The 15982-nt window shown below is 65.5% G+C and carries 13 protein-coding genes; 6 read left to right on the forward strand and 7 right to left on the reverse strand.

Features of this window, described 5'->3' with window-relative positions; genetic code table 11:
* Positions 1–5: 5 nt before the first annotated feature.
* Positions 6–1454, reverse strand: a complete 1449-nt coding sequence (gene hemN / locus AC1Q6X_RS10810) for an oxygen-independent coproporphyrinogen III oxidase (protein ID WP_070223244.1) — start codon at positions 1452–1454, stop codon at positions 6–8.
* 25 nt (positions 1455–1479) lie between these two features.
* Complete coding sequence (locus AC1Q6X_RS10815) at positions 1480–3138, reverse strand: methyl-accepting chemotaxis protein (RefSeq protein ID WP_070223242.1); 1659 nt, start codon at positions 3136–3138, stop codon at positions 1480–1482.
* Between the two features lie 261 nt (positions 3139–3399).
* Here AC1Q6X_RS10815 and AC1Q6X_RS10820 point away from each other — a divergent pair, with 261 nt between their 5' ends.
* Positions 3400–4617 (forward strand): DUF1444 domain-containing protein, encoded by a 1218-nt coding sequence (locus AC1Q6X_RS10820; RefSeq protein ID WP_492496877.1) that lies wholly within the window; start codon positions 3400–3402, stop codon positions 4615–4617.
* A 10-nt stretch (positions 4618–4627) separates the two neighbouring features.
* Here AC1Q6X_RS10820 and AC1Q6X_RS10825 read toward each other — a convergent pair whose 3' ends face one another.
* The 3 genes from AC1Q6X_RS10825 to AC1Q6X_RS10835 form a co-directional block, all read right to left on the reverse strand.
* Positions 4628–6739 carry an EAL domain-containing protein gene (locus AC1Q6X_RS10825; protein WP_230504438.1) on the reverse strand — a complete coding sequence of 704 codons (2112 nt, stop codon included), beginning with the start codon at positions 6737–6739 and terminating at the stop codon, positions 4628–4630.
* A gap of 42 nt (positions 6740–6781) precedes the next feature.
* Entirely contained in the window at positions 6782–7213 is a 432-nt protein-coding gene (gene yiaA / locus AC1Q6X_RS10830) for an inner membrane protein YiaA (RefSeq protein ID WP_492496880.1), read from the reverse strand.
* Positions 7214–7297: 84 nt separating this feature from the next.
* Entirely contained in the window at positions 7298–8245 is a 948-nt protein-coding gene (locus AC1Q6X_RS10835) for a DUF808 domain-containing protein (protein ID WP_121670757.1), read from the reverse strand.
* A 181-nt stretch (positions 8246–8426) separates the two neighbouring features.
* On the opposite strand from AC1Q6X_RS10835, the gene AC1Q6X_RS10840 reads away from it, so the two are divergent.
* From AC1Q6X_RS10840 to AC1Q6X_RS10850, 3 genes are all read left to right on the forward strand, one after another.
* Positions 8427–9068: a LysE family transporter gene (locus AC1Q6X_RS10840; protein ID WP_492496882.1), complete on the forward strand. Its 642-nt coding sequence runs from the start codon at positions 8427–8429 to the stop codon at positions 9066–9068.
* 103 nt (positions 9069–9171) lie between these two features.
* On the forward strand, positions 9172–10941 hold the full coding sequence (locus AC1Q6X_RS10845; RefSeq protein WP_492496884.1) for a DUF6600 domain-containing protein: 1770 nt from the start codon (positions 9172–9174) through the stop codon (positions 10939–10941).
* A gap of 315 nt (positions 10942–11256) precedes the next feature.
* Positions 11257–11553, forward strand: a complete 297-nt coding sequence (locus tag AC1Q6X_RS10850) for a DUF493 family protein (protein WP_070223235.1) — start codon at positions 11257–11259, stop codon at positions 11551–11553.
* On the opposite strand, the gene gcvA is transcribed toward AC1Q6X_RS10850, so the two are convergent.
* Positions 11546–12451 (reverse strand): transcriptional regulator GcvA, encoded by a 906-nt coding sequence (gene gcvA, locus AC1Q6X_RS10855; RefSeq protein WP_070223233.1) that lies wholly within the window; start codon positions 12449–12451, stop codon positions 11546–11548. The two genes, AC1Q6X_RS10850 and gcvA, sit on opposite strands and share 8 nt — an antisense overlap.
* Positions 12452–12561: 110 nt before the next feature.
* Here gcvA and yfcF point away from each other — a divergent pair, with 110 nt between their 5' ends.
* Positions 12562–13200 carry a glutathione transferase gene (yfcF, locus tag AC1Q6X_RS10860; RefSeq protein WP_083287351.1) on the forward strand — a complete coding sequence of 213 codons (639 nt, stop codon included), beginning with the start codon at positions 12562–12564 and terminating at the stop codon, positions 13198–13200.
* Here yfcF and AC1Q6X_RS10865 read toward each other — a convergent pair.
* On the reverse strand, positions 13088–14359 hold the full coding sequence (locus AC1Q6X_RS10865) for a multidrug effflux MFS transporter (protein ID WP_492496887.1): 1272 nt from the start codon (positions 14357–14359) through the stop codon (positions 13088–13090). The genes yfcF and AC1Q6X_RS10865 overlap by 113 nt on opposite strands.
* 125 nt (positions 14360–14484) lie before the next feature.
* Here AC1Q6X_RS10865 and pdxR point away from each other — a divergent pair, with 125 nt between their 5' ends.
* On the forward strand, positions 14485–15957 hold the full coding sequence (gene pdxR, locus AC1Q6X_RS10870) for a MocR-like pyridoxine biosynthesis transcription factor PdxR (RefSeq protein WP_492496889.1): 1473 nt from the start codon (positions 14485–14487) through the stop codon (positions 15955–15957).
* Positions 15958–15982 lie beyond the last annotated feature (25 nt).

The following is a 15982-nucleotide window of genomic DNA, read 5'->3' on the forward strand; positions in this document are numbered from 1 at the left end:
CGGTGTTACACCGTTTTCGAGTAGCGCAGCGGCTGCACCGCGTCCGGCGCCGCGTTGGCGCGCGCCATGGTCAGGTAGCGGTCGAAAACCATGCAGATATTGCGGATCAGCAAGCGCCCTTTCGGCGTCACCGTCAGCCAGTCTTCCTCGATGACGAGCAAGCCGTCACGCGCCAGTTCGCGCAGCTTTTCCAGTTCCGTGGCGAAGTAGCTGCGGAATTTCACGGGGTGCGCCTGCTCGATGGTGGCGATCGACAATTCGAAATTGCACATCAGCATCTGGATGATGATACGGCGTAATAAATCGTCCGTATCGAGCTTGATGCCGCGCGCGATCGGCAGCACGCCTTCGTCGAGCTTTTCATAGTACGCGTCGAGCGTCTTTTCATTCTGGCTGTAGACCGCGCCGACGGAACTGATGGCCGACACGCCGCAGGCGATCAGGTCCGCTTCCGCGCGCGTGGAATAGCCCTGGAAATTGCGGTGCAAGCGGCCCTGGCGCTGCGCCACGGCCAGGTCGTCCGTCGGCTTGGCGAAATGGTCCATGCCGATGTAGACATAGCCGGCGGCCGTCAGGCGCGCGATGCACAGGCCCAGCATGGCCAGCTTGGTGGCGCTGTCGGGCATGTCGGCGTCGAGGATGCGGCGCTGCGGCTTGAACAGGTGCGGCATGTGCGCGTAGTGGTACAGGGCGATGCGGTCGGGGCTGGCGTTGATCACCTTGCGCAAGGTTTCCGTCATCGTGTCCAGGTTTTGCTTGGGCAGGCCGTAGATCAGGTCGATGCTGATCGAGCGGAAACCGGCGTCGCGCGCCGCCTGCATGATGGCCACCGTTTCCGCTTCCGGCTGGATGCGGTTGACGGCTTTTTGCACGTCCGCGTCGAAATCCTGCACGCCCAGGCTGATGCGATTAAAGCCTTGCGCGCGCAGGGAAAACACGCGCTCGCGCGACACGGTGCGCGGGTCGATTTCGATCGAATATTCGCCGTCTTCATCGGACGCGAACTCGAAATGCTGGCGCAGGTGCGCCATCAGTTCGTCCATCTGCTTTTCGCTCAGGTAGGTGGGCGTGCCGCCGCCGAAGTGCAATTGCTCGATCTGGTTCATGCCGGCAAACAGCTTGCCCTGCATGGCGATTTCCTGTTTCAGGTAGCTGAGGTAGGTGGCGGCCTTGCTGCGGTCTTTCGTGATGATCTTGTTGCAGGCGCAGTAGTAGCACAGGGTGTCGCAGAACGGCACGTGCACGTACAGCGACAGCGGACGGCGGCCGCCGCGCATGCGCAGGGCGGCCAGCGCTTCGAGGAAATTGCCGTAGCCAAAGTCGGCACTGAAACGGTCGGCGGTCGGATACGACGTGTAGCGGGGGCCGGACTGGCTCATCTTGCCGATGATGACCGGGTCGAATTCGACGACGGCGTCCAGGTCGGCGGAAGCACTGCTGAGGAGTGTAGGCATGATGTGTTTTGATGTCTTGAAAGGTTTAGGCGGCCAGGCGTTTCATGGCGGGTTTGCCGGCGTTCGCGGCGCCGCCCTTGCCGCCGGGCATGGCGACGCGGCGCGGTGGCGGCATCTTGCCGAAATTGAACAGGCTCACGGCTTGCGACAGGCTGGCTGCTTCTTCCGCCAGGCGCGTGGCGGCCGCGGCGGCTTCTTCCACCAGGGCCGCGTTCTGCTGCGTCACCTGGTCCATGTGGGCGATGGCCTGGTTGACCTGGTCGACGCCGATGCTCTGCTCGCGCGAGGCGATGGAAATTTCCTGCATGATCGCCGTCACCTGCTTGACGGAGCTGACCACCTGTTCCATTGTGGCGCCCGCGCGGTTCACCTGCAGCATGCCGGCGCCCACCTTGCCGACGGAAATTTCGATCAGTTGCTTGATGTCCTTGGCCGCCACGGACGAGCGCTGCGCCAGGTTGCGCACTTCGCCCGCCACCACGGCAAAGCCCCTGCCCTGCTCGCCGGCGCGCGCCGCTTCCACGGCCGCGTTCAGGGCCAGGATGTTGGTCTGGAAGGCGATGCCTTCGATCAGGCCGATGATGTCGACGATCTTCTTTGACGAGGTGTTGATGTCGTCCATGGTGGTGATCACTTCGGAAACGATCTCGCCGCCCTGCACCGCCACTTTCGAGGCGGCCACGGCCAGTTCATTCGCCTGCACCGAGTTGTCCGCGTTCTGTTTCACCGTCGACGAGAATTCCTCGATGCTCGACGCCGTCTCTTCCAGGCTGGCCGCCTGCGATTCCGTACGGCCCGACAGGTCCATATTGCCGACGGCGATCTGCTTGGTGGCCACGGCCATGGTTTCCACGTTGATGCGCACGTCGCGGATGGTGGCGATCAGGTTGCTGTTCATCTGTTGCAGCGCGCGCAGCAGCTGGCCCATTTCATCCGTGCTGTCCGTTTCAAAACTGCCCGACAGGTCGCCCGCGGCAATGGCCCGCGCGCCGTTCAGGGCCTTGCCCAGCGGCTTGAGCACGGACATGCGCAAGGTGTACCAGAGGAAGACGTTGATCAGGAAACCGAACAGGGTGGCGCCGAAGATGGCGTAATTGGTGATCTTGCCGCCGCTGGCGAACAGGCTGATGATGCACACCAGCAGCTGCAGGCAGTTGACGATGGAGGTGGCGGCCCAGATGCGCAGGTTGAGCGACATGTGCGTCAGGTTGTGCAGCAGGTGCGCCAGGCCCGGGCGCACGATCTGGCCATGCTTGATGACGATGTTGCCGCCTTCCTTGTTGCGGATGGCCGCGTAGGCTTCCTCGGCCGCCTTGACCTGATCCTTGTCGGCCTTCACGCGCACCGACATGTAGCCGATGGTCTTGCCCGCTTCGCGGATGGGCGTGACATTGGCGCGCACCCAGTAAAAATCGCCGTTCTTGCAGCGGTTCTTGACCAGGCCCGTCCACGGCGTGCCGGCCTGGATCGACGCCCACAGGTCGGCAAACGCCTCGGCCGGCATGTCCGGGTGGCGCACGATGTTCTGGGGCGAACCGAGCAGCTCTGCCTCGCTGAAGCCGCTGACCTGGCTGAAGTACGGATTCACGTAGACGATATTGCCGTTCATATCCGTTTTCGACACGATGGCCTGGTCGTCCTGGACGAGGACTTCACGGTTAGTCACTGGCAAATTTTGTCGCATGGTCGCGGCTTCCTGGTCGGTTAAATGAGCAATTGGTAAGTAAGACTTGCACGATTGCAAGAATGGAGATCAGTGTAAGGAGTCGCCTGCGCAAATTTATTGATGTAGATCAAAATCCTCCAGATTGGCTCGGGTAATTTGCCGCAGCTCTCAAGCCAGTCCCATTTCGTCCCGGCAGCTTTTCGTTTATAGTGCCAAATTGGCTATTTATTTTGCTAAGCTGCACTATTTTCCAGAGCAGCGGTCCTTTTCAGGAGACGCATGGGTTTATTCGATTTTTTCCGCAGCCCTCCCTCGCGCGATGCCTTTGCGCAGATCGTCCTGCGGCAGATCGGCCAGGATGGCCTAGCATCCGACAGCCGCTATGAACGGGAACAGTTTCGCATCGTGTCGGGCAGCGACGACGGGCATGTTTTCAATCTGGACAATGCCTACCGCGACTATTGCGCCGCGCCGCGCAAGCAGCGTGCACACGTCGTGCAGCACTACCTGAGCATCTACTCGGCTCCCGGCGTGCCATCCAGCTTTGCCGACGCCCGCGCCAGCCTGATGCCCGTACTGCGCAGCCGCCGGCAGGGCGACCATCTGCGCCTGCTGGCGCAGACCGAGCCGCAGCGTCCGGCATTTGCCACTGCCTGCCAGGACTTCAGCGAGGATGCGGTCGTCATGCTGGCCTACGATACGGAAGCGAATATGGCCACCATCGGCCAGGCTACGCTGGCGCAGTGGGGCGTGACGTTCGAACAGGCGCTGGCGGCGGCCATGGACAATTTGCGCGACCGCACGGCGCACAGTTTCGTCGCGTTGGGCAACGGCTTGCTGCTGGGCGACTGGAACGACGCCTATGATTCTTCGCGCCTGCTGCTGCCGGACTTGCTGTACCGCGCCTGCGAAGGCGGCGAACCGCTGGTGATGGTGCCCACGCGCGGCCGCTTCCTGCTGGCGTCGTCGCACCATGCGGCGGGACAGCTGGCCATGGTGGCCCTGGCCGACCAACTGGCGCGCGACGAGGGGCGGCAGGTCTCGACCGCCCTGTATGGCGTGCGGGATGGGAAAATTGTCGCCTGCGAACCGGCCGATGCGGCCGTCGCCACGGCGCTGCGGCGTTTCCAGACGATCGTGCGCGCCGATCTCTACAACCAGCAGAAGGAAGAGTGGGAGCAACTCAACACGAGCACGGGCGAAGATGTCTTCGTCGCCAGCTGCCTGCTGATCGAACGGCAGCCGGGCGAGCGCGTCTTTTCCGTGAGCAGCTGGGCCCGCGACGTGCATACCTTGCTGCCGCGCACCGATGTCGTGGCGCTCGAGGTGCGCGACGAGCATGGCGAGCGCAGCGGCAGCAAGCTGCTGGCGTGGGACGAGGCGCAAGCCATCGGCGGCGGCCTGATGGAGCAAATCGATTGCTACCCGGTGCGCTACCGCGTGCGCGCGTTTCCCGATGCGCAGTGCGTGGCGGCGGCGCCGGCCTGCGAGCTCTGAAGCCTGGCCGCTAATCCACGCCCGCCGTCAGCGGCCGCAAGCCGCCCACGGCGTAGCCTTGCGCATAGTCGATGCCCAGCTCGCGGATGACGGCCAGGGTGGCTTCGTCTTCCACGTATTCGGCCACCGTTTGCAGGCCCATCACGTGGCCCACTTCATTGATGGCCTTGACCATGGCGCGGTTGATGGCGTTGGTGGCGATGTCGCGCACGAAGACGCCGTCGATCTTCAGATAGTCGACGGGCAGGGCCTTCAGGTAGCCGAACGAGGAAAAGCCGCTGCCGAAGTCGTCGAGCGAGAAGCGGCAGCCCATGGCCTTAAGCTGGCGCATGAACACTTGCGCCTTGGGCAGGTTGGCGATGACGGCCGTTTCCGTGATTTCAAAACAGATTTGCTCGGGCGCAATCGCGAATTGCACGAACTGCTCGGTAATGTAGTCGTGCAAGCCCGTGTCGGCCAGCGACATGCCCGACAGGTTGACGGAATACAGGGCCGGTGCGCGGCGCCGGCTTTCGGCCAGCGCCTCGAGCGGCGGCAGGCTGTCGCGCACGCTTTCGATATGCGCGCAGACGGCGCGGATGACCCAGCGGTCGATGGGCAGCATCATGTCGTAGCGTTCGGCGGCGGGAATGAAGGCGCCGGGCAGTATCAGGTCGCCCTTGCTGTTGCGGATACGGATCAGCACTTCGTCGTGGTGTTCCTCGCGGTCGTGCAGGTGCACGATGGGCATGGCGTACAGGCGGAAATAATCGTGTGCGAACGCTTCGTTCAGACGCGAAATCCACAGCATTTCGCCGTGCCGCTGCGCCAGCATGACGTCCGATTCCTGGTAGACATGGATGCGGTTGCGGCCCTGCTCCTTGGCCAGGTAGCACGCCTGGTCGGCAGCGCTCAGCAGCTCGCTCATGGACTTGCTGTCCTGGTTGATTTCCACGATGCCGATGCTCACGCCCAGCTCGAAGCTGCGGTTATCCCAGGCGAAGCGGAAATCGCGGATGGACTGGCGCAGCTGTTCGCCGATCTGCCGCGCATGGTCGAGCGGGCAGTGGGGCAGCAGCACGCCCAGTTCGTCGCCGCCGAGGCGCGCCAGGATGTCGCTGTCGCGCATGCGCCCCTGCAGCATCTTGGCCAGCAGCTGCAGCAGCACGTCGCCGGCGCCGTGGCCGCAGGTGTCGTTGATGACCTTGAACTGGTCCAGATCCAGGTACAGCAGCGCATGCGTGTGGCCGTCCTGCTTGGCCGTGTGCAGGGCGCCGGCCACCAGATGTTCGAATTCGCGCCGGTTGATCAGGCCCGTCAGGGCGTCGTGCGTGGCTTGCCACGACAGCTGCTGGCTCAGCTTGCGTTCGTGGCTGACGTCGCGAAACACGACGACGGCACCGAGGATCTCGCCGTCGCGCGACCAGATGGGCGCGGCCGAGTCTTCCACGGCGATATGCCGCCCTTCGCGCGTGACCAGCTGCGCATGCGTGGAAATGCCGATGGCCTGGCGCTGGCGCAAGCACTTGATGGCCACGTGTTCGAGCGGCGCACCCGTGTGTTCATCGACGAGCTTGAGGGTTTCCCAGATGTCCAGGCCCTGCGCCAGCTCGTTGCTCCAGCCCGTCAATTGCTCGGCCACCCGGTTCAGGTAGCGCGTCTTGCCCTGAGGATCGGTGGTGATGACGCCATCGCCGATGGAGCTGAGCGTCACTTCGGCCAGTTCCTTGCTTTCGGCGATCAGAAGTTCGCGCTCCATGTGCTCGGTGATATCCCAGATGATGCCCAGGGTGCGTTCGGGATGCCCGTCGGCATCCATGAAAATTTGCGCCTTGGCAGCCAGCCAATGTTCGCTGCCGTCGGGCCAGACGACGCGGTATTGCAGGGCGTAGCCTTCGCGCCGGCGCACGCCGTCCTGCAGCACGGTCATGACCTTGTCGCGGTCGCTGGCGTGCACGCAGTCGAGAAAGGCGCGAAATGGCTGCGTCAGCGCGCGTTCTTCCAGGCCCAGCAAGGCAGCGCCCTTGGCCGACCAGCTGACCGTGCCGTCGATGACCTGGCCATCGACGATGCGCGAATCCCAGATGGCCATGTGCGCCGCCTCCAGTGCCATCTGCAAACGTTTCTGCTGGTCGCCCATCATCCCCTCCCGACATGGATACGGAGATAGACGGGGCGGTGGCGTTTAAGTTCCCGGCACGTCCTGCGGCGCGAGCGGCGCGGCGCGCGCCACGTCGCGCACGTTCTTTTGCACGGCCACGGCGGCGAACAGGCTGAGTAAAAACGCCATGGCATAGAACCCTTTTTCGCTGTTTTGCAGGGTGGCGTTCCACAGGCCGACAGTCAATAACAGCAAGGCCAGCAGCACGGAAATCCAGCACAGGCCAAAGTAAATCCCCGTCACGGCGATGCCTTCGGCGCGGTCGCGCACGGATTTCTGCAGCGAGATGGCGGCGAACAGGCCGTACACGAGAATCGTGAAGTAATAGCCCTTCTCGTTGAGGGCCATGCTGGCGTTCCACAGGCCGGACAGGTAAGTGACGATGCCGATCAGCAATGCCGCCCAGGAAGCGCCGATAAAGGCGCTGCTGGGGCGTGGGGCGGGGGAAGTCTGCATAAGGTCTCCATGGGCAGCGGGCGCCGCCGGCATGGCCGGGGCGGCAGGCACGGATGCGCCTGCCGCCTCATCAGACCAGAAAGTTTATTTGCTTGGCTTGATCATGCGCAACAAAGCGGACACGGCGGTGACGCCGGCCAGCACCAGGCCGCCGGCGATCAGGCCGGCCACCGCATTGATCAGGCTGGGCGTGACGGCGGCCAGCACGGGGCCGATGCCGGCCACGCTGCCCACCGCTTCTTCCGCATGGTGCAGCATGGCGCTGGCCCACGGCCAGCCGTGCGTCAGGATGCCGCCGCCGACCATGAACATGGCCAGCGTGCCCACGACGGACAGGAATTTCATCAGTTTCGGCGCCGCCGACACGAGCATGCGGCCCAAGCCGCGCACGCCATCCATCAGCGCGCCCGCACCCTTGCGCGCGGACAAATAAAAGCCCGCGTCATCGAGCTTGACGATGCCGGCCACCAGGCCGTACACGCCCACCGTCATGATGATGGCAATGCCGACGACGACGGCCACCTGCTCGGCAAAGGTGGCCGCGGCCACGGTGCCCAGCGCGATGACGATGATTTCCGCCGATAAAATAAAATCGGTGCGGATGGCGCCCTTGATCTTGTCCTTTTCCAGGGCGACGAGGTCGACCTGCGGGTCGCGCAGCGCCTGCGCCAGCTCGGCCTTGTGGCTGTCGTCCGGATGCAGGTATTTATGGGCAATCTTTTCGAAGCCCTCGAAGCACAGATAGGCGCCGCCCACCATCAGCAATGGCGTGATGGCCCACGGCGCAAACGCGCTGATGGCCAGCGCGGCGGGCACGAGGATGGCCTTGTTCTTCAGCGAACCGACGGCGACGGCCCAGACGACGGGCAGTTCGCGCTCGGCGCGCACGCCGGCCACTTGCTGCGCGTTCAGGGCCAGGTCGTCGCCGAGCACGCCGGCCGTCTTCTTGGCGGCCACCTTGGTCATCAGGGAAACGTCATCGAGGATGCTGGCGATGTCGTCGAGCAGGGCCAGCAGGCTGGAGCCGGCCATCTCAGCGCGCTCCCACGGTAGCGGCAGGAAATTGTGGAGCGAGGAAAGTGTTGTTTTTCATGATGTTATTCTTGGTTGTACGGCAAGGAAGTGTGTGACTGCGATCTTACCTCAGGGCGGGCCGGCAAGGCCGCACCGACCGGGTTAAAATTGCTCATCGTCACCATTTTTTGGACACCGCATGCATTTCGCCACCTGGATCACCTTTGTCATCGCCGCTTCCATCATCGCCGTCTCGCCCGGCTCGGGCGCCGTGCTGTCGATGTCGCACGGCCTGTCGTACGGGGTGAAAAAGGCCAGCGCCACGATTCTGGGCCTGCAGCTGGGGCTGCTGGTGGTGCTGGGCATCGCCGGCGCCGGCGTCGGTTCCCTGCTGCTGGCCTCGGAAGTGGCGTTCAATATCGTCAAGACGGTGGGCGCCCTGTACCTGATCTATTTGGGCCTGTCGCAATGGCGCGCCAAGGTGGCCGTCACGGGCGACCTGCATGCCGACGCCGTGGTGCCTTCCATGCGCCGGCGCGTGCTGACGGGCTTTCTGACCAACGTGACTAACCCGAAAGGCATCATTTTCATGGTGGCGGTGTTGCCGCAATTTATCAGCCCGGCAGCGCCGCTGCTGCCGCAGCTGCTGATCCTGGCCGTCACCATGTGTACGATCGATCAGATCGTCATGCACAGCTACGCCTTCCTGGCTTCCTCGATGCAGCGCTTTTTCCGCGATGCGCGCGCCGTGAAAAAGCAGAACCGCTTCTTTGGCGGCTTGCTGATGGCCGTCGGCGCGGCCCTGTTCTTCGTCAAGCGGGGCAGTCAGGCGGCATCCTGAACGAAGTCAATATGCAAACATTTGTAAGCCCGCTTGCGAGGTCCGTCGAATGCGGATGTAATCGGTGGCAATCATCCCTGTAAGTCCTGCCTGGAGCGCTGCCATGCGTCCTACCCTGCCCTTCCCCCTCCTGAACACCGTGTGCGCCGCGCTGCTGTCGTCGGCGTGCACCTTCGCCCTGGCGCAGGACCCGCCCGCCCGCGTGGGCCGCATTTCCACCGTCGAAGGGCAAGTGCTGGTGCGCGCCGGCGATGGCGAGGCGCAAAACGCCCTCTTGAACTGGCCCGTCACGACGGATAACCGCTTGAGCACCCTGCGCGGTGCGCTGGCCGAATTTCGCGTGGGCGCGGCCGCCGTGCGCCTCGATGGCGATTCCGAGCTGGAAGTGAGCGACCTCGATGACGACAGTTTCAAATTGCACCTCAGCTATGGCACGGTCAGCGTGCGCGTGCGCAACCCGGACGCGCTGCGCGGCTTCGAGCTGACCACGGCCCAGGCCCGTGTGATCCTGACCCAGCCGGGCTGGGTGCGCATCGAGGCGGGACGCCAGCCCGGCACCAGCGTCGTCAGCGTGCTCGACGGCGCGGCCGACGTGGATGGCGCGACGGGCAGCGTGACCTTGCGTGCCGGCAAGCGCGCCGAGCTGACGGACGAGGAGCTGCGCACGGGCGCCTTGCAGCGGATCGCCTTCGACAACTGGCCCGAAGCCTTGCCCGCCGCCGCGCCGGCCTTGCGCTATGTCACGGACGATACCACCGGCTATGAAGAGCTGGACCGCTACGGCGCCTGGCAGGAAGACGCGCAATATGGGCCCCTGTGGCTGCCGAGCAGCGTGCCGGCCGGCTGGGCGCCGTACAGCGACGGGCGCTGGACGTGGATCGCGCCGTGGGGCTGGACCTGGGTCGACAATGCGCCGTGGGGCTATGCGCCCTCGCACTACGGCCGCTGGGTGCTGCTGGGCCAGCGCTGGGGCTGGGCGCCCGGCCGCGAGCGCGGCCGCGTGCCGTGGGCGCCGGCCCTGGTGGGCTGGGTCGGCGGCAACCACTGGCAGCAGCACGGCCAGCGGCCGGGGCCCGGTATCGGCTGGTTCCCCCTGTCGCCGCACGACCGCTACGTGCCCGGCTACCGCGCCAGCGCGGACTATGAACGCCGCATCAACCGCGTCGCCGAGGGGCGCCGCCCGGTCATGGGTGAGCGGGGTGAGTGGGGTGAGCGCGAACGCCGTGCGGGCATGACGATGCTGCCCGGCGAACGTTTTGGCGGCGCGCGCACGGTCGACGTGCCGCGCCGCAACCGCACCACCATGCCGCCGCCCGTCATGCAAAGCTTGCCGTTGAGCACCGCGCCTGCGCCGGCCGGCAACTGGCAGCGTCCCGTTGAGGCGCCGCGCGGCGACCGGGAGCCCCGGCGCGACTGGGGTAGCCGCCCTGGCCGCCTGCAGACGGACGACGGCCAGACGCACCTGGCGCCGCATCCCATGCAGCCGAACCGCCCGCCCGTGCCGGCCCAGCCGCAGCAGCCACCCATGCCGGCGCAGCCCGTGATGCCGGCGATGCCGGTCTTGCCACCGGTGCATGACCATGTGGCCCGTCCCGGCTGGCGTGGCGAGGAGCGGCCCCGCGCCGACTGGCCCCGCGCCGAGCGTGGCCCCCGCCGCGAGGTGCTGCAGACGGCGCCGCCGCCCTCCCTGCCTGCGCCGCCGCCCGTGGCACAGCCGCGCCCTGCGCCGCCGATGCCGGCCCCTGCCGCCCGTCCGCCCCAGGAAGCGCGCAGCGCCGAGCGTCCCAATCCGCCGCGTGAACGCAACAATGAGCGCAACAACGAGCGCGGCGGTCCCGGCCGCAATGGCCGGATGCAGGAAGCGGAGCGCTGACGGCCGTGCCGTCTGTCGCGCCGTATCGACGTTCAAGCCGCGAAATGCGCAGTTCGTCACATACCGGAGGTAAAGCTGCCGTGGTTTGGCTACAGTACGGCCACTGCTTATCCTCCAAGTGACAGCATCGACTTTTCCGGCTATTTTGTCCAAACGAAATAGTTTTCGCCAGCTTACCCAGCTGGCTTTTTTTTTCCGCGCCCCTGGGGCCATGGCGGCCGGCGCAGGCGCTGCCAAAGTTGGCTACAATACGCCTTTATGCAGCCGCCGCGCGATAAGCGCTGCCTGTTCTGACCGGCACTGATTGGATTTCCCATGCAAACCACCCCACCGACCGAAGTGACGATTCCTCCCAGCGAATCGCTGATCGAATACCCGAGCGATTTTCCCATCAAGATCATGGGTCCGACGCATGTCGATTTCGCGCCGACCATGCTCGAGCTGGTCATCAGCCACGATCCGACCTTCCATGTGGGCCGCATGGAAGAGCGTCCATCGGGCAAGGGCAATTACACGGGCCTGACCGTGACCGTGCGCGCCATCAGCCGCGAGCAGCTCGACGCCCTGTACATGGCGCTGTCGGGCCACCCGATGGTCAAGATCGTCATGTAAGCAAGGTGGGCGCTTCGCGTGCCTGGAAGGCGGCGATTTCTTCGTCCAGCCAGGCACGGAAGGCGTGCACGGGCCCGCGCTGCGCCGCAGCGGGCGGGCTGACCAGGTAATACGCGTCGGCGCAGGGCACCGCCATATCGAACAGGCGCACCAGCCGTCCCGCGGCCACTTCCTGCAACGCCACCACATGGCGCACCAGCGCCACGCCATCGCCATCGATGGCCGAACGGATCAGCATCGACAAATCCTCGTACAGTACGCCGCCCACGGGTTCAGCCAGCGGCAAGCCAGCCGCCGCAAGCCACGGCCGCCAAGGCTCGAGCGAGCGCAGCAAGGTCACCTGCGCCAGCGCCTCCGGCGTGGCCGGCAAGTTGCCGCCCCGGTAACGGGGGCTGCAGACCGGGTAATACACGTCGCCCATCAGCGGCTGCACCAGCAGGCCGGGATAATGGCCGCGGCCGAAGCGGATGCCCACGTCGATGCCTTCGCCTTCCAGGTCCTGCAAGGCGCCGCTCGTTTGCAGCACCACTTCGATGCCGGGATGGCGTTCGATGAAATGTCCGAGGCGCGGCGCCAGCCAGCGCGCCGCAAACGAGGGAATCGCGGTGATCGTCAGCCGCGTATTGGCAGGCGCAGGCCGCAGGGCTTGCGCCGCCGTGGCGATCTCTGTAAAAGCCTTGCCCAGCACCAGCGCGAATTGCCGCCCCTGTGGCGTGACCGTCACATGGCGGCCATTGCGCAGGAATAGCGGCAAGCCCAGCTCTTCTTCCAGCTTGCGCACCTGGTGGCTGATGGCGCCGTGCGTCAGGTGCAACTCCTCGGCCGCGCGCGAAAAATTGCCGTGGCGGGCAGCCGCCTCGAAGGCGCGCAGTGCTGAAAAATTCGGCAATCTGGACATGGCGTTTAATGTGAATAAAAGTAACTAGCACGTCGAATATAACTCGTTTTGTTAGCTTAACACGGCGCTTTATGATGAATCCTGTTCACTTATCCACAGGAAGGCCCGCCATGTCCCTCATTTTGTATGTCGACCGCAACCGCATCAGTCCGTACGCCCTGTCCACCTATGTCGCCCTGAGCGAAAAGCGGCTTCCCTTCACCGTCCAGGACGTCGACCTGGACGCCGGCGCGGCGCGTCAGCCGCCGTTCAGCGCCCTGAGCCTGACGCAGCGCGTGCCCGCCATCGACCACGACGGCTTTATCCTGACGGAATCGAACGCCATCGCCGATTATCTCGACGACGTCTTTGCCGCGCCCGATTATCCTTCCGTGCTGCCGCGTGATCTGCGCCAGCGGGCACGGGCGCGGCAGGTGCAGGCCTGGCTGCGCAGCGATCTGCTGGCGCTGCGCAACGAGCGCGATTCCACCGTCGTGTTCCACCCGCCCCGCGCGGACCATGCGCCGCTGTCGCCGGCGGCACAGGCCGCTGGCGCCAAGCTGCTGCAGATCGCGGGCGAACTGGTGCAGGGCGAGCATCTGTTCGGCGCCTGGAGCATCGCCGACACGGACCTGGCCCTGATGTTGTTGCGTTTGATCAAGAGCGGCCAGCCCGTGCCGCCTGCGCTGCGCGCGTATGCGCTGGCCCAGTGGCAGCGTCCTGCCGTGCGGCAGTGGCTGGCGAACGTGCCGTTGCCGCAACTGGCTTAGTCAGCAGCCACACGAGGGCAAAGGCGCCGCTGGCCGCCGCCGTCACCCACAGCAGCGGTTTTTCGCTGCCGTCCGTGATGGCGGCGATGACGGCGCCGCAGGCGGCCGTGATGGCCATCTGCACGAAGAAGAACAGGCCCGAGGCGCTGCCCGCCTGGGCGCCATACGGCTGCAGCACGGCCAGCTGGCAGGCGGGAATCGCCATGCCTACCGACACCATCACCAGCAGCATGGGCGCCACCAGCGAGGCCACATGCTGTGGCGCCAACGTACCCGCCAGCAACAGGCTGGCCGCCCCCGCCACATTCAGCAGCACAGCCACGCCCAGCATGTGATCGGCGCCCAGGCGCGGTCCCAGCGCGCGGAACAGGCTCGAGCCCGCGATATAGCCGCTCACCGTCAGCCCGAACACCAGCGCATACGCGCCGGGCGACAGGTGCATGCCCCTTTGCAACAGCACGGACGATTCCGCGATGAACGGGAAATACGTGCAATACACACAGCCGATGGCCAGCGCATAGCGCAGGAAATATCTGTCGCCCAGCAGGCGGCAGTACAGCGACAGGGTATTGCCCTGTGGTACGACGCTGGCCGGCCTGGTTTCCGGCACCCAGGCGGCGATCAGCCACAGCGACAGCGCACCCAGCAGGCACAGCACGCCAAACACGGCGCGCCAGCCGAGCGCCGCGTCGAGCACGCTGCCGGCCAGCGGCGCCAGGATCGGCGACAAACCCATCGCCATCGATATTCTGCCCAGCATGCGCGCCTGCGTGGCGGGGTCGAAGCGGTCGCGCACCATGACCCGGCCGATGATGGTGCCGCTGCAGCCGCCGAACGCCTGCAGCACGCGCGCGGCGATCAGCATGTGCACGTCGCTGGTGAAGGTGCAGACGATGCTGGCGAGCACAAAAATGCCCGTGCCGGCCAGCAGCACGGGACGGCGTCCGTAGCGGTCGGCCAGCGGTCCGCAGGCGAGCATCGAGGCGGCGGAGCCGGCCATGAACAGGCTCAGGGTCAGTTGTAACTGGGCATCGCTGGCATGCAGGGCATCGGCCATGGCCGGCAGCGAAGGGAGATAGATGTCGATGCTGATGCGCGACAGGCAGACCAGCAGCAGCACGATGCCGCCCCAGGCCCATAAAGCGATGTGTTTCTGCATTGTTTTATACGATCCTTGCAAACGTGCGCCCCGCTGGCGCACCGGAACGGTGAGAGTAGGTTGGTTGTGGTGTAATGCGAAGTGCCACTCATCAGAAAACTCATTGGACCACTTGGACGATCATCATGCCGCGAGGAAAATCACCGCACGCCCTGGACTTGCCTCGTCCCACCAGCTGGCTCGACAAGGCAGGCGTCAACAAGCAGGATGGCGCGTATGAAGCGCTGCGCTCGGCCATCCTGACGAAGATGCTGCCGGCGGGCAGCCGGCTGCCATCGAGCCGCACCCTGGCCGAACGGTGGGAGTTGTCGCGCGGCACCATCGAAACCGTGTTCGACCGCCTGCACGCGGAAGCGTATGTGACGCGCGTGCCCGGTTCCGGCACGCGCGTGTGCGCCGTGGTGCCGGAACGCTTTTTGATGGCAGGATTTGCAGATACCGCCCCGGCCGCGCCGGCCAGCGTGCCCGCGCCCGCCCCGGACACGGGCGTGCGCGACGGCTTGCCCTTCGTGGCGCGGCGTGCCGACGCCAGCCTGTTTCCCATGGCTGCCTGGTCCAAGTGCGCCACGCGGGCGCTGGCGGCCGCCACGCCGGAGCAGCTGTGCAGCGCCGATCCGACCGGCCTGCCCCAGCTGCGCCAGCAGATCGCCGACTTCCTCGCCAAGTACCGCGGCATCCGCTGCGACCCGCAAGATATCGTTGTCACGACCGGCATCCGCCACGCGATCGACTTGCTGGCGCGCGGCATCGTGCGCGATGGCGACAAGGTGTGCCTGGAAGAACCGGGCTATCCGGCTGCGCGCGCCCTGTTCGCCCTGGCCGGCGCCGTGCCCGTGGACATTGCCGTCGATGCCGGGGGCATCGATTGCGCCGCCCTGGCTGCGCACACGGACGCCTGCCTCGCCTACGTGACGCCGGCGCACCAGTCGCCGCTGGGCGTGACCATGTCCGTCACGCGCCGCCTGGCCTTGCTGGAATGGGCGAACGACAGCGGCGCCTGGGTGGTGGAAGACGATTACGACAGCGAATTCAATTACCACAGCGCGCCGCTGGCGGCCCTGAAGGCACTGGACCAGTACCAGCGCGTGATTTATTGCGGCAGTTTCAACAAGACCCTGTTTGCCGGCCTGCGCGTGGGCTTCATGGTGCTGCCGCCCGCCTTGCGCCCGCAACTGCTGCGCATCGTGCAATTGACGGGCAGGTCCGTGGGCGTGACGGAACAGCTGGCGCTGGCCGCCTGGATGGAAGAAGGCGCTTTCGTGCGCCATCTGCGCCAGGCGCGGCTGGCCTACAAGGAGCGGCGCGACCTGCTGCTGGCCTGCCTCGAGCAGACGGCGCCCGGGCGCTACACGATTTCCGGCCAGCAAGCGGGTTTTCATTGCGTGCTGTGGCTGCCGCCCGATGGCGACGAACGGGCGTTTTGCGCGCGCGCGGCGCAAGAGGGCCTGGCCCTGCAGCCGCTCGGTGACTTTTGCCACAGCGCCAGGCTGGCGCCGGCCGTGCTGCTCGGTTACACGGCCCTGAGCCTGGCCCAGGTGCGCCACGCTGCACAAAAATTGGGCAGATTGCTGTTGTCGCCGGCGCCCGCGGCTGAATGAAACGGCGGCCTGGCTTATAATCACG

The organism is Janthinobacterium sp. GW823-FHT06H09, assembly GCF_058794735.1.

Coding starts and splice junctions, on each gene's coding strand:
- hemN (WP_070223244.1), bottom strand. CDS start 1,454: ATGCCTACACTCCTCAGCAGTGCTTCCGCCGACCTGGACGCCGTCGTC.
- AC1Q6X_RS10815 (WP_070223242.1), bottom strand. CDS start 3,138: ATGCGACAAAATTTGCCAGTGACTAACCGTGAAGTCCTCGTCCAGGAC.
- AC1Q6X_RS10820 (WP_492496877.1), top strand. CDS start 3,400: ATGGGTTTATTCGATTTTTTCCGCAGCCCTCCCTCGCGCGATGCCTTT.
- AC1Q6X_RS10825 (WP_230504438.1), bottom strand. CDS start 6,739: ATGATGGGCGACCAGCAGAAACGTTTGCAGATGGCACTGGAGGCGGCG.
- yiaA (WP_492496880.1), bottom strand. CDS start 7,213: ATGCAGACTTCCCCCGCCCCACGCCCCAGCAGCGCCTTTATCGGCGCT.
- AC1Q6X_RS10835 (WP_121670757.1), bottom strand. CDS start 8,245: ATGGCCGGCTCCAGCCTGCTGGCCCTGCTCGACGACATCGCCAGCATC.
- AC1Q6X_RS10840 (WP_492496882.1), top strand. CDS start 8,427: ATGCATTTCGCCACCTGGATCACCTTTGTCATCGCCGCTTCCATCATC.
- AC1Q6X_RS10845 (WP_492496884.1), top strand. CDS start 9,172: ATGCGTCCTACCCTGCCCTTCCCCCTCCTGAACACCGTGTGCGCCGCG.
- AC1Q6X_RS10850 (WP_070223235.1), top strand. CDS start 11,257: ATGCAAACCACCCCACCGACCGAAGTGACGATTCCTCCCAGCGAATCG.
- gcvA (WP_070223233.1), bottom strand. CDS start 12,451: ATGTCCAGATTGCCGAATTTTTCAGCACTGCGCGCCTTCGAGGCGGCT.
- yfcF (WP_083287351.1), top strand. CDS start 12,562: ATGTCCCTCATTTTGTATGTCGACCGCAACCGCATCAGTCCGTACGCC.
- AC1Q6X_RS10865 (WP_492496887.1), bottom strand. CDS start 14,359: ATGCAGAAACACATCGCTTTATGGGCCTGGGGCGGCATCGTGCTGCTG.
- pdxR (WP_492496889.1), top strand. CDS start 14,485: ATGCCGCGAGGAAAATCACCGCACGCCCTGGACTTGCCTCGTCCCACC.